The organism is Acinetobacter sp. T63 (genome assembly GCF_053852345.1).
Genome location: NZ_CM132659.1, coordinates 2,674,703 through 2,687,224, shown reverse-complemented (window position 1 = coordinate 2,687,224; position 12,522 = coordinate 2,674,703). Strand labels below are relative to the sequence as shown.

At 40.8% G+C, this 12,522-nt stretch carries 14 protein-coding genes; 12 read left to right on the top strand and 2 right to left on the bottom strand.

Annotated features, from left to right (window positions below):
• Window positions 1-118: 118 nt before the first annotated feature.
• Both rpoZ and gmk read right to left on the bottom strand, forming a co-directional pair.
• On the bottom strand, window positions 119-400 hold the full coding sequence (gene rpoZ, locus ACVLR6_RS12950; protein WP_005013174.1) for a DNA-directed RNA polymerase subunit omega: 282 nt from the start codon (window positions 398-400) through the stop codon (window positions 119-121).
• A gap of 76 nt (window positions 401-476) precedes the next feature.
• The gene (gene gmk / locus ACVLR6_RS12945) at window positions 477-1,100 is read right to left on the bottom strand and encodes a guanylate kinase (RefSeq protein ID WP_045795273.1); all 624 of its coding nucleotides are present in this window, start codon (window positions 1,098-1,100) and stop codon (window positions 477-479) included.
• A gap of 135 nt (window positions 1,101-1,235) precedes the next feature.
• On the opposite strand from gmk, the gene ispH reads away from it, so the two are divergent.
• The 12 genes from ispH to rplS all read left to right on the top strand — a co-directional run bounded on the left by ispH (window position 1,236) and on the right by rplS (window position 12,488).
• Entirely contained in the window at window positions 1,236-2,186 is a 951-nt protein-coding gene (gene ispH, locus ACVLR6_RS12940; RefSeq protein WP_045795274.1) for a 4-hydroxy-3-methylbut-2-enyl diphosphate reductase, read from the top strand.
• 163 nt (window positions 2,187-2,349) lie between these two features.
• Window positions 2,350-2,886, top strand: a complete 537-nt coding sequence (locus ACVLR6_RS12935) for a pilus assembly FimT family protein (RefSeq protein ID WP_455995382.1) — start codon at window positions 2,350-2,352, stop codon at window positions 2,884-2,886.
• Entirely contained in the window at window positions 2,883-3,386 is a 504-nt protein-coding gene (pilV, locus tag ACVLR6_RS12930; protein WP_455995380.1) for a type IV pilus modification protein PilV, read from the top strand. Before ACVLR6_RS12935 ends, pilV begins: the two co-directional genes overlap by 4 nt.
• 1 nt (window position 3,387) lies before the next feature.
• Window positions 3,388-4,386, top strand: coding sequence for a PilW family protein (locus ACVLR6_RS12925; RefSeq protein WP_177156228.1), 999 nt, complete (start codon window positions 3,388-3,390; stop codon window positions 4,384-4,386).
• A 10-nt stretch (window positions 4,387-4,396) separates the two neighbouring features.
• Window positions 4,397-5,155: a pilus assembly PilX family protein gene (locus ACVLR6_RS12920; protein ID WP_455995378.1), complete on the top strand. Its 759-nt coding sequence runs from the start codon at window positions 4,397-4,399 to the stop codon at window positions 5,153-5,155.
• Window positions 5,156-5,166: 11 nt separating this feature from the next.
• Window positions 5,167-9,129: a hypothetical protein gene (locus ACVLR6_RS12915; RefSeq protein WP_455995377.1), complete on the top strand. Its 3,963-nt coding sequence runs from the start codon at window positions 5,167-5,169 to the stop codon at window positions 9,127-9,129.
• 4 nt (window positions 9,130-9,133) lie between these two features.
• Window positions 9,134-9,769 carry a type IV pilin protein gene (locus ACVLR6_RS12910; RefSeq protein WP_104473453.1) on the top strand — a complete coding sequence of 212 codons (636 nt, stop codon included), beginning with the start codon at window positions 9,134-9,136 and terminating at the stop codon, window positions 9,767-9,769.
• Window positions 9,763-10,197 (top strand): type IV pilin protein, encoded by a 435-nt coding sequence (locus ACVLR6_RS12905; protein WP_104473452.1) that lies wholly within the window; start codon window positions 9,763-9,765, stop codon window positions 10,195-10,197. Before ACVLR6_RS12910 ends, ACVLR6_RS12905 begins: the two co-directional genes overlap by 7 nt.
• Before the next feature lie 138 nt (window positions 10,198-10,335).
• On the top strand, window positions 10,336-10,593 hold the full coding sequence (rpsP, locus tag ACVLR6_RS12900; RefSeq protein ID WP_004809941.1) for a 30S ribosomal protein S16: 258 nt from the start codon (window positions 10,336-10,338) through the stop codon (window positions 10,591-10,593).
• Window positions 10,594-10,621: 28 nt separating this feature from the next.
• Window positions 10,622-11,170 (top strand): ribosome maturation factor RimM, encoded by a 549-nt coding sequence (gene rimM / locus ACVLR6_RS12895; RefSeq protein WP_016658481.1) that lies wholly within the window; start codon window positions 10,622-10,624, stop codon window positions 11,168-11,170.
• 26 nt (window positions 11,171-11,196) lie between these two features.
• The gene (gene trmD, locus ACVLR6_RS12890) at window positions 11,197-11,946 is read left to right on the top strand and encodes a tRNA (guanosine(37)-N1)-methyltransferase TrmD (RefSeq protein ID WP_168399744.1); all 750 of its coding nucleotides are present in this window, start codon (window positions 11,197-11,199) and stop codon (window positions 11,944-11,946) included.
• Window positions 11,947-12,119: 173 nt separating this feature from the next.
• A complete protein-coding gene (gene rplS, locus ACVLR6_RS12885; RefSeq protein WP_104500703.1) occupies window positions 12,120-12,488 on the top strand; it encodes a 50S ribosomal protein L19 in 369 nt (122 codons plus the stop codon).
• Window positions 12,489-12,522: the final 34 nt, after the last annotated feature.

Below are 12,522 nucleotides of genomic sequence, written 5' to 3'. Positions count from 1 at the left end.
AAAAGCTCGTTGTAATTACGAGTTCCGATGCTTATGTTATAACGGTTATTGCGCAATTATTAAAGTTCAAATAATAAAAAAGCCTAGTAAAAACTAGGCTTTTTCAGGATGTATTTTCTTATTGGAAAGAAAAACCATCTAAATTCAAGTTATTTGCTGAAAGTGCAAGGTCAAGGCTAGAGGCTTGGTAGTCCTGATCGCGTTGTTTCAAAATGTCTTTAGAAACGTGGCCTTCTGCAATTTCACGTAAAGCAACAACGGTAGGTTTGTCGTTGTCCCACTCAACGGTAGGTTCAATTCCTTGACGTGCCAATTGACGCGCGCGTTTGCTTGCCACTAGTACAAGCTCAAAGCGGTTGTCTACATGGTCTAAACAATCTTCAACGGTGACGCGTGCCATAAGAGTTCTCGTTTGAATGGTAAATTTAAACAGACTGTGCAGTATAAGGTGCTTTGTCTGAAGACTCAAGTTTTAATCAGGGTGCTGTAGGGGTAATCAGCTTCTGGATCAGCTCCTGGTGACGGTTGGCCTGCTGGCTTAACACCAGACGGTTGGCAATAATCACGGCTTCTAGGTCATGCAGTGCTTTATTGAAGTCATCATTGATAATCACATAGTCAAAGTTGACATATTGCTGCATATCTTCTACCGCACAGCTTAAGCGATGTTCAATCACATCCACGGCATCGGTGCCGCGATTGGACAGGCGCTGGCGCAAGTCAAACTGGCTTGGCGGTAAAATAAAAATCTGTTTCGATTCAGGAAAAAGTTTGCGCACCTGCTGCGCACCTTGCCAGTCAATTTCCAGCAGGACATCGTGACCTTTGGCCAGTTGTTCTTTGACTGTGGCTTGGGCTGTTCCATAATAATTGCCAAAGACTTCGGCATATTCAATAAAACCGCCTTGTTGCACCAGGTCGATAAAATCCTGTTTCTGGGTGAAATGGTAATGAACGCCGTCCAGTTCGCCAGGACGTTGACCACGGGTCGTGTGGGAAACAGAAACGTGCAGATTGTTGACACGTTCAAGCAGGGCTTTAACAAGGGATGTTTTGCCTGTTCCTGAAGCTGCAGAAACGACAAACAAGAGACCCGACATGATATTTTTCCTGATATGATAAAATATCTTCTCTATTTTAGAGCAGAGCTGGCTTAAACAAAATAGTTAAGCATCTATTTGTTTGCATTAATTTCGCATCTGTCTGCAAAAGTTGAAATGAATATCGAGGGTTCTATGGAAATTGTATTGGCTAATCCACGTGGTTTTTGTGCGGGTGTGGACCGTGCAATTGCGATTGTGAATCGTGCCCTTGAATGCTTTAATCCACCAATTTATGTGCGTCATGAAGTGGTGCATAACAAGTTTGTGGTCGATGATTTACGTCAGCGCGGTGCGATTTTTGTAGATGAGCTGGATGAAGTACCAGACGATAATATCGTGATTTTTAGTGCGCATGGCGTATCAAAAGCCGTTCAGCAGGAAGCGGAACGCCGTGGCCTGAAAGTGTTTGATGCCACCTGTCCGCTGGTGACCAAGGTGCATATTGAAGTAACCAAATATGCCCGTGAAGGGGTCGAGGCGATTTTAATTGGACATGAAGGCCATCCTGAAGTGGAAGGCACCATGGGTCAATATGACAAGAAAAATGGTGGTGAAATTTATCTGGTGGAAGATGAAGAAGATGTTGCGGCTTTAAGCGTGCGTCATCCTGAAAAAGTCGCGTTTGTTACGCAAACCACGCTGTCGATTGATGATACCGCCAAAGTGATTGATGCCTTGCGCCAGAAATTCCCGCAGATTCAGGGGCCGCGTAAAGATGATATCTGTTATGCCACCCAAAACCGTCAAGATGCGGTGCGTGATTTAGCCAGTCAGTGTGATGTAGTGCTGGTGGTCGGGTCGCCAAACTCGTCGAATTCGAACCGTTTACGTGAACTGGCCGAGCGCATGGGCAAACAGGCGTATCTGGTCGATAATGCCGATCAGCTGGATCAGGCCTGGTTTAATCCTGAAACAAAAATTGGCGTGACTGCCGGTGCGTCTGCTCCGGAAATTTTAATTAAACAGGTGATTCAGCGTTTGCAGGACTGGGGGGCAACCGCACCTGCCGAGCTTGCTGGTCGTGAAGAGAACATTACCTTTAGTTTACCGAAAGAGTTACGTATTCCTGTAACTCAGGCTTAAACTGAGAAATAGATAACAGTCTAATTTTTCTTTTAAAAATAAGCAGATGATTGTGATATGACAGTCATCTGCTTTTTTGTGCCTTTTATCTGTTCTGTGTAGTTTTTGTAACTTTAATAAGTATGATTTTAACTGGGCCAACATTTTTGCCTAGGGGGAGAGCATGCGAAAAAGTCAGGGGTTTACCTTAATTGAATTGATGGTCACGATTGCGGTGCTGGCGATTGTGGCGATGATGGCAGCGCCTTCTTTTGGAGATTTGATTGCAAAACGACATTTAGATACTTCAATTCGTGAGCTGTCTTTGGTGTTGAGTGATGCCCGAGCACAAGCTACGACTTTAAGAAAGAATGTGACAGTAAAATTTGAAAGTGGAACAAACACAGCAGAAGTTCGTTACTGGATACCCAAATATGAAGATGTGGATATGAATTCAAATGCCAGGGATGTTGATTTTTCTGATGTTACTTATAGTCCAGTCGGGATTCCACAGCAGAGAACTAAAACGATTAATAATCCAGATCATAACCCTGAGGAGGAATCTAAGCCCGATGCTGTTCCTCCAATCAATCCAGAAACATTACAAGTGTTGTTACCGCTCAAATTTGAGTTATGTAATTCAAAAATAAATCAAAGTCGAACGATTACACTTTCAATGAATGGCACTGTAGAAAAAATCGAATCAGGGGTGTGCTCATGAATAACATGAATACGCAAAAAGGGGTTGGTTTAATAGAGGTCTTGGTTGCCTTGCTTTTGTTAGCTATTGGTATTTTAGGCTTTGTTGGTTTGCAGTTGAGAGCTATGGATGCAGCAAATGAGGCAACAGATCGGACCATTGCAATCAATATAGCGCGTGATTTAGCTGAACGTATGAGGGTAAATAGGTTGGCCTTACCTGAGTATAAAGCAGCAATCAATGCCAAGACTGAAAAAAGTGGCTGTGTAGGAAGTGAGCAAGGCTATTTGCCGAATTGTTCTAGTGAAGAAATGGCAGAGGTTGATTCTAGTCAGATTACGGAGAAAGCAGCTGAAGTTGGCCATACTGTAAAAATCAATAATTGTGTTGGCAGTAGTTTGAACTGTATTTATGTCGCTTGGGGCGATACCAATATAGACAGTAACTTAGATGCTTGTATTGATACTTCGACTGGAGCATATGTAGCGAATTCTAAATGCTTGGTTATGGAGGCTTTTTAAAATGAGTTTGAATAAAAAGCTTTTTTCATTTTCCAAACAAAGCGGCTTCACTCTTTTAGAACTTATGATTGCGCTTAGCCTAGGGCTGATTGTTAGTGCAATTGCGATTCAGTTAGCTTTAACAGGACAAAGAGGTGTATCGACTCAGCAGGCACTCTCCGACCTACAAAATGATGCTCTTTTTGGATTGGAAGCCTTTGTTCGTGAAATACGTTTGGCAAACTTAAATGCAGCTGAACCAATGATCAACGACAAGGTTTTACATGGAGGGATTGTACTAGATGCTAGAAATTACACCCAAAAGTTCAAAAATGATGATAGTGGTAATCCCACTTCAAACTTGGATATTACGTTAAAGAACGCTTTATCTGAAGGCAAGGTAGAAAATAGCTCTAATTTAGTGGGGCAAGCAAGTGACCAATTGGTGATCCAATATAAAAACTCTATGAGCAATCAATTTGATTGTGAGGGTCGCCAAATTGTAAAAGATGCGTATGTGGTACAACGCTATTTTTTAAGAAATGACACGAATAGGGGAGACCCAAATAAACCATTGGCTTTAGCGTGTAAAGCTTTTAGCTATATGGGGGATGAGCCTGCAGAAATTGATTTATCTGGTGATGGCCAAATTATGATTCCTAGAGTCGATCATTTAAGTGTGCAATTGGTTGTTGCCAGAGATGGAATGAACAGCACTTGTTCGGCAGCTGCAGATGCAGATGGGCAGTTAGATTGTTTTGGTCAAATTTCAATTGATGATTATAAAAAGCTTACGGGTGCCGTGAAACCGCAGATTGTCGCAGTCAAAGTAGGGCTGTTAGTTCGTTCTAATAATACCGTGGGAAATAATGACTTATTTAATGCTGATAAAGAATATCAAGTTTTAAATACCGGGGATACCGGGGCGAAATTAATTCCACATGACAAAAATAAGTTGTATATGCGAAATGTAGTTACACAAACCATTGCGATACGAAATGGTTTTGGCATTGCGAAGTAAGGAGTTGAGAATGAATCTACTAAAAGTAAATCATAGACGCTCTCAAAATGGTTCAGTACTTATTGTTGTATTGGTGATGCTGATTGTGATTGCAATTGCAGGTACATGGGCAATTCGTTCCAGTATTACTTCTTTAAATATTTCAACAAATGCGCAGGCTCATTCACTTCTTGTACAAAATAGTGACTCTGTTTTTTTTACTTTAGAAAATAAAACCAGTAATGCTTTGCAATTTGCTGAAATGCGTATTGGTGATGGCATGTTGGCTTATGCGCTACGTCCTGAAAATAAAGGTAAAGAATTAGTATTTTGTGTGCGAGGTAATGTGACAGATAACTTTTCTGGGAGTCGTATTGCCAGTTCTGTGTATTGGCAGAATAAAAAAATTGTAAATACCGAATTGGGACAAAATGGTTTTTGTCAAACGACTCGTGGTGATTTTATTAGTGGTCGTCAAGCTGTAATGACTCAGGTCACTGTGCGTGCGGCAGATACGGATCGAGATTGGGAACACATGATGGAAGGGGATGACAAAGAAAGCTCAAAGAGTACGGGAATTCAGCGAGTGGTGATTACTGCAACCTCTTTACTTCCAAATTTAAGTTCAGCCAGTGTCCAACAAGTTAATAATTGTTTAAAAAATCATACCAGTTTTGTTGATCCTTTGGTTGAAAACGATACCGTTACCGATTGTTTGGCAAGAAATAATGTTCCATATAGTACCCAAGATATGGAATACAGTTTGCGTTCGCTTAAAGCTGGCTCGTAGGAGATGAGAAAATGAATAAAGAATTACTTCAAAAGCATCAACTGCAGCAGTTGCAGAATATAAAAGATAAATTCAAGATTGCTACATTGGCAGGGGCTATTGCTGTTTTAATAGCACAAACAACAAATTCTTATGCAAGCGATATTGAGATCTATACAAAGCCAAGTGAGACTTCTACTTCTGGGGTTGTCATAATGATGTTAGATACATCAGGTAGTATGGATATCAATACACTTCATTATACAGAAAGTGGGCATTCTTTTGAGACAAAGAGATATGCATGCGATATACCTTCTAGTGTTACTTCATTTAATATTTTGGTAGCACAAGAAGTTGCCCATAGAGGGTATAGTGTTAACCTTTGTTACACTGGCAATATAACAAAAGTTAATAGATATCGAAAAAAAATTAGTGATAATTCGGTGCAAGAGTGTAAAACAACATGCACGAATAACTCTCCTACTTGGTATAACTTATCTGCTTTACCAAGTACTGTTCTGAATAACACAAATTATGATTACCGGAAATATTATATTCAAACTGTAGAGTTAGGAAGTGGATATAATAAAACAAAATATGAGTATTATTATGAATATACAGGTGGAACAATTTATCTTGATCGAATCAGTCGATTAAAAAATGCACTTTATTCTTTGGCTGTTGCTCCTGTCGATGATCCTCTTACTGAGGACATAAATGAAGGTATCAAGGCTGATGTTAAAATTGGTATTGGAACATATCCAGAATATGTGAGTAGTAGTAATAATAATAGAAGAGGTTTTATACGAATTCCTGCTAATGCATGGGGAGATATAAATTCACGCCAACGTAATGCTGTTTTAGATTTAATACGTAGTAATAGCTTTTATGGTAGAGGAGGAACACCAACGTCAGCTGCTTATGCTGAAGCTGCTGCGTATTTATTAGGTACAACGACAGGTGGGGGGATTTATAGTGGGATATCAAAGAGTAAAACATTTAATGATACTGCAGTTATTTCAGGATATGAAAATATAATTGTAGAAAATGACGATACTTATAAAACACCTCTAACTGCATCAACTGCATCATGTAGTGGACAAGGCATTTATTTTTTAACTGATGGTCAACCCCAAAGTCCTAAAGCAACTAATACAGATGTACTTATGGCAAATGCATTAGGTCTTGATTCATATACAGAGGTTAGTGATTTTGATGCAGATGGATCTAATGATAAGGGAGATCATAAATCTGATTGGCCTTTAATAGGTGCTTTTGCTAAATCTTTAAATGATGTTTCAAAAATTCAAGACGCTTCTGGTTTAAACTTATCTACAGGGATATTAACGGCTGTAGTTGGTTTAGGAACAAGTTTGGCAGGCAAGGATGCGACTTATGCTCAATCATGGGGAGGAGCAAACTATGGAGGTGGTGGATTTATACTTGCAAATGATTCAGAGGAAATTGTTGAGAGTTTAAATAAGTTCATTGGAGATGTAGGTGGAAATATTCCTAGTATTAGCACTGGGTCTTCAACAATTCCATTGGATGCTTTAAATCCTGAAAGTCTACAAGCCTTTTCTTATTTTCCACAGTTTGAACCTAAAGTTGCTGATAATGACAAACAACAGTTATGGTTTGGTAATTTAAAAAAATATTATGTGGTCAATAATAGTGTTTATGCTTCAGAAAGTGGTGGTCCAGCTTCACTAGTGGTGAAAAAAAGTGTTTTACAGGATTTAAAAGATATTTGGGGGGATAGCACCAGTTACCCTTCAGGAACAGCGACCTTTGCGAAATGGGGAGCATTATCTAAACTTCCGCTGGGTACACAGCAAAATGATGATACATTTACAGGACGTAAACTGTTAACCGATTATGATTTTAATGAGGCTGCTTCTGGTACAGAAAAAGTTTCTCAAAATTTACAGCTAGTAAGAATTACCCATCAATACACCACAGATGAAAAAACCAAAACAGACAACCCAGAACGCATTAAAGGTTTAATGGGCTTGTTAGGTTATAACATCGCTTCAGCAAGTGAAAACTTGGAAGGCGCAACAGCAAACTTAAGACAAATGGGCAGTATTTTACACTCATTGCCTGTGTTACTTACCCAAAGTGGTAAAGCCGTTGCTGTGAAAGATGCAACATCAGGTAATGTCTATGTCGATACTACAGACCGTAAAGACTATGTGCTCTTTGGAACAACGCAAGGTTTACTGCATGTAGTCGATGCTAAAACCGGGGTAGAGAAATTTAGCTTCTTACCTAAAGAGATGGCAGAAAAACAATATGAATTATTTAAGTCGGGTGCGGGTACCTGGGATAATGGTAAAAATGCTCTTTATTATGGGGTAGATGGTGAGTGGGCAGCCCATACCGTTTATGTGAGTAAAGATGATGGAACTCTAACCGTTGATGGGGTTGTGCGCGATGTTGCAGGCGGTTTAGAAGGGGAAAAAGAAAATTTACAAGGTAAACAGTGGGTTTACGGTGGTCTGCGGATGGGAGGACGTAGTTATTACGCTTTAGATTTAACCGGTTTAGATGATTCATCCAGCAGCAGTCCTAAAATTAAATTCCATATTGATCCTGCATCAAGTTCAGTCAAAAGTTTGGGTTATGATGAAGATGGCAACCCAGTTTTGATCACAAAAAAATATGCTGCTTTGGCTAAAATGGGCCAAAGTTGGTCTAAGCCGAAGCTTGATTACGTAAATTGGAACGGTGAGCGTAAATTAGTGATGTTTGTGGGTGGTGGCTATGATGCTGGCGGTGATGATGGTGATGGCCTGTATGATGCGAATGGTGTAAGAACAGGTTATGCGGGTTATGAAAAATATAATTATGAGCAAGACAATGAAATCGGTGCGGGTGTGTATATGTTCGATGCCGATAATGGCGAGTTATTGTGGTATGCCAGTAAAACGGAAGCGAGTGGTAGTGTAGAACATACCGAGCACGACGACTTACAATATAGTGTCGTCAGTGAAATTAAAACCGTTGACCGTAACAATGACGGTGTTGTCGATCACCTGTACTTTGGCGATTTGGCTGGACAGGCGTTTCGAGTTGACTTACATCAACCTCAAAGCGATGGTTCTTTTGAGTTTGTACCGCAAATTACCCGTATTTTAAATTTACATAAAACCAATGGTACAAGTCCTCGCTTTTACTACCCGCCGGTCTTTACAGCTCACCATAGTGCAGGGGGAACCGAAGGGGGGAATATTGTCGTAGCATCCTTCCTGTCTGGAAATAAAAGCTCTCCTTTATTAGCCACTAACGATTCACCGACGACTACAGGAACGACTAGTTCTTCAGGATTGGAGTTCGATGGTGTTTATGCTTTGTATGAATATGATATCCATCCGACGGGTACATATTATCCAGCTTCATCACGAGCGGATAAAACTATAGCAGCAGCGGGTGAAGGTATAAGTCTAGATAAGTTAATGCCTTTATCTGTCTTGGTAAATAGTAAAACTGCAACGACGAATCGTGGTGCAGCCATTAGCCCGACCAGTGGTTGGGGAGGGTGGTATTATAAATTTGAGCATAAATTTGAAAGTACTACTGGTGCAGCTAAAACAGAAGGTGCGGGTGTGATAAAAGGTCTTACCCCACTGGTTGCAATGGAAGGAAACCTCTACGTTACTATGTTTGATGCAGCAGAAGCTGGTACGACTTCAGCTTGTGGGGCGGGTGTCAAAGGACAAAGTTTTACCCAGCGTCTCTGTTTACCTACAGGTGTTTGTCCCGAGCTGGCAAATTATAAATACAATTTGGGTTCAGGAATTGTGAGCTTAAACGTCGGTCCAATGTCAGAGCCTACAGGAGGTAGAGGGATTGTAATTCCTGATAATGATCCAGAAAATGTAAAATGTGAGGGAGAAGATTGTGCTGAACCAGGTAAACGTTTTATTCCGGCTGGCGGAGCATTAAAATTTATTCCGCATCGTTGGTATGAACGATATTCGGTAAAGGAGTGAAAAAATGAAATTTATTTTTTCACAGTCTAAGCCCCAAACAGGTTTTACTCTGATTGAACTGATGGTGGTCGTAGTGATTGTGGCATTACTTGCTGCAATTGCGATGCCAAGTTATCAGGTTTATATTCAACGTTCGCATCTTGCTCAAGCACAACAGGAAATGCAAAAACTTGCTGAGCAACTGGAACGACATAAAGCTAAGAACTTTAGTTATAAAGGGTTTGAGGCGAGTTATTTATATAAAGATAAAACAGGCACGTTAAGTTCAAACTTTGATACCGCCAAACAGCAAGTTTTACTTCCTATTCATTCGGATAACCCTAAATATAGATTGAGTATTATTGGGTTTTATTCTGTACGTGAGTTTGCAAAGGATGAAGATGGAAATATTACCGATACGGCAAAAGATTTAGAGGTCAAAGCAGATTTATTGAATAAAAAGATTGATTTTGATCGGTCAGCGCAGGCTGATATGTTTGCTATTGGAAGTAATTGGGCTATTAAAGCAGAAAGTCTAGATCAAAAAAATTATAGTCTTTTGTTAAACAGTTTAGGCACCAAATGTATGAACAAAGAAGACTATACCAAAGTGACTTATACTTCTTGTGGTGAGGCAAATGAGGGAAGCGAATCATGGTAAGACAAGGGTTTACACTTATAGAACTTATGATTGTCATTGCGATTATTGCAATTTTAGCTGCTATTGCTTATCCCTCTTATCAGCAATATAAAATTAAAGTAAATCGGGCAGAAGCACAATCAGAGATGATGTTCATTGCTGAAAGAATGAATGCCTATAAAGGAATGAATGGTTCTTTTTCGGGGGCAACGATTGCACAAATATATGGATCAACAGTAACTCCCAAACAAGGCACTGCATTATATGATTTAAGCTTTGATGCTGCACTAACCAATGCAACCCGTTGGACTCTAATTGCTCAACCTAAGGCAGGTACGTTACAAGCGGGCAATGGTTGGATTTGTTTAAACAATCAATCAGAGAAATATTGGGCAAAAGGCGAAGCGCGTTGTGACTTGTCGCCAAACTCTACCTGGTCCGATAAATAAATTCAAAACTGCGGATAAATACTTTTTGATCTTTCATTCAGGGCAAACTTCGCGTAAAATACTGCCCTCTATGAAAGGGGTTTGAAATGTATCGATGGTCGGTACAGGGATAATCCGTAAAAACTATAAGGTTGTATCATGGTAGTTATTCGTCTTACTCGCGGTGGTGCTAAAAAGCGTCCATTCTATCAAATCGTTGTAACTGATAGCCGCAATCCACGTGACGGTCGTTTCATCGAACGTATCGGTTTCTTCAACCCTACAGCGCAAGGTAAAGCAGAAAAACTTCGTTTAGATGCTGACCGTTTTGCTCACTGGGTAGCACAAGGTGCTCAACCTTCTGAACGTGTTGCTTCTTTAGCTGCTCAAGCGAAGAAAGCTGCAGCTGCTGCATAATTTTAAAGAATTAAGTAGTAGGTAGCCCATGACACCAACACAGAATGTACCCGAAGATCGTATTCAGATTGGACAGCTACGTTCAGCATATGGATTAAATGGGTGGCTCTGGGTCTATTCCAATACAGAACCTATGAGCAACATGTTTGACTACCTGCCTTGGTACATTGAGACCAAAGCAGGTTGGCAAACTGTCGATGTAAAACGTTGGAAACCACATGGCAAAGGCCTGGTTGTCAGCTTAAAAGGTGTGAGCGATCGCACTGCAGCAGACGGTCTGGTTGGCGCAAATATCTGGATTTCAAAATCGCAACTGCCTCAAGCGGGCGTGGATGAGTATTACTGGTCTGATTTAAAAGGTCTAACCGTGTTAGGTCTGGATGATGAGGAACAGGAAGTCAATCTCGGTCAAATCCACGAACTGTTTGAAACAGGTGCTAACGATGTGATGGTGGTTCGCGCAACTGCCGACAGTATCGATGGCGAAGAGCGTATGATTCCATGGCATAAAGATGTGGTACAACGCGTTGATCTCGAAACAGGTCGTATTTATGTCAATTGGGGCGTAGATTACTAATATTTTTGGAAATACGGGAGTCTGCGATGTTTTTTGCAGTCATTACGCTTTTTCCTGAAATGTTTGAAGCGATTACACGTTTCGGTATTAGCGGGCGCGCAGCACAACGTGAGTTGATGCAAATTCATTGTATCAATCCTCGCGATTATGCTGAGGGTAACTACAAACGAGTGGATGAACGTCCATTTGGTGGTGGTCCCGGTATGGTAATGATGGCTGAGCCACTGGCAAAAGCAATCCGCCGTGCCAAAGAACTTGCTCATGAAGCAGGTGCGGTCAACGTACCCGTGGTGTATATGTCACCACAAGGTCAAACCTTAAATGAACCCGCTGTACAAGAATTTGTCCAATATGACGGATTAATTGTGCTGTGTGGCCGTTATGAAGGTGTCGATGAACGTTTAATCCAGAAATATGTCGATCAGGAATGGTCGATTGGGGATTACGTGTTATCGGGCGGTGAACTGCCTGCGATGGTTCTTTTAGACAGTATTATTCGGAGACTTCCGGGTGCAATGTCTGATGAACAATCTCATGTACAAGACTCGTTTGTGGATGGTCTTTTAGATTGCCCGCAATATACAAAGCCAGATCATTTTGAAGGTTTGGATGTACCTGAGGTACTTAAATCAGGTCATCATGCAAATATTGAAAAATGGCGCTTTTTGCAGCGTTATCAGCGGACACTTGAACGTCGACCTGAATTGGTTGAACAAGTGGAGTTGAGCAAGCAGCAAAAAAAATGGCTCAAAGATTTGCCAGAACATAAATCTTAATTTATGCTTCGGGCGCAATCAAAAGCTTGATCTACGGATTAAGTACTTAAATAGGCTCTTTATGTCTTGAAGCGGTCAAGCATAAAGGGAAAGTTAATCGGGTCTATGCGCTTTAGCCTCTAGCCCCAGTGGATCTCAGACCTCTTCTGACCCACACATATTGGAGATACCCCATGAGTGGTAAGCATCCTTTAGTTCAAGCTGTTGAAAATGCTCAGCTTAAACAAGACATCCCAGCTTTTGCACCAGGTGACACAGTAGTTGTTCAAGTAAAAGTTAAAGAAGGTGACCGTGAGCGTCTACAAGCGTTCGAAGGCGTTGTTATTGCGAAGAAAAACCGTGGTCTGAACTCTGCGTTCACTGTACGTAAAATTTCTAGCGGTGTTGGCGTTGAGCGTGTATTCCAAACTCACTCTCCAATCGTTGCTAAAATCGAAGTGAAACGTCGTGGTGACGTTCGTCGTGCTAAACTTTACTACCTACGTGAACTTTCTGGTAAAGCTGCACGTATCCGTGAAAAGTTACCAGCTCGTAAAGCGTAATTTTACGTTTTATCGAATTGAAAAAATGCGCCTT

Excerpts from the sequence above, each read along its gene's own strand:
- ACVLR6_RS12935 (WP_455995382.1), top strand. The coding sequence starts at position 2,350 with ATGCGAAAAAGTCAGGGGTTTACCTTAATTGAATTGATGGTCACGATT.
- pilV (WP_455995380.1), top strand. The coding sequence starts at position 2,883 with ATGAATAACATGAATACGCAAAAAGGGGTTGGTTTAATAGAGGTCTTG.
- ACVLR6_RS12905 (WP_104473452.1), top strand. The coding sequence starts at position 9,763 with ATGGTAAGACAAGGGTTTACACTTATAGAACTTATGATTGTCATTGCG.
- ispH (WP_045795274.1), top strand. The coding sequence starts at position 1,236 with ATGGAAATTGTATTGGCTAATCCACGTGGTTTTTGTGCGGGTGTGGAC.
- trmD (WP_168399744.1), top strand. The coding sequence starts at position 11,197 with ATGTTTTTTGCAGTCATTACGCTTTTTCCTGAAATGTTTGAAGCGATT.
- ACVLR6_RS12920 (WP_455995378.1), top strand. The coding sequence starts at position 4,397 with ATGAATCTACTAAAAGTAAATCATAGACGCTCTCAAAATGGTTCAGTA.
- rpsP (WP_004809941.1), top strand. The coding sequence starts at position 10,336 with ATGGTAGTTATTCGTCTTACTCGCGGTGGTGCTAAAAAGCGTCCATTC.
- ACVLR6_RS12910 (WP_104473453.1), top strand. The coding sequence starts at position 9,134 with ATGAAATTTATTTTTTCACAGTCTAAGCCCCAAACAGGTTTTACTCTG.
- rpoZ (WP_005013174.1), bottom strand. The coding sequence starts at position 400 with ATGGCACGCGTCACCGTTGAAGATTGTTTAGACCATGTAGACAACCGC.
- rplS (WP_104500703.1), top strand. The coding sequence starts at position 12,120 with ATGAGTGGTAAGCATCCTTTAGTTCAAGCTGTTGAAAATGCTCAGCTT.
- ACVLR6_RS12915 (WP_455995377.1), top strand. The coding sequence starts at position 5,167 with ATGAATAAAGAATTACTTCAAAAGCATCAACTGCAGCAGTTGCAGAAT.
- rimM (WP_016658481.1), top strand. The coding sequence starts at position 10,622 with ATGACACCAACACAGAATGTACCCGAAGATCGTATTCAGATTGGACAG.
- ACVLR6_RS12925 (WP_177156228.1), top strand. The coding sequence starts at position 3,388 with ATGAGTTTGAATAAAAAGCTTTTTTCATTTTCCAAACAAAGCGGCTTC.
- gmk (WP_045795273.1), bottom strand. The coding sequence starts at position 1,100 with ATGTCGGGTCTCTTGTTTGTCGTTTCTGCAGCTTCAGGAACAGGCAAA.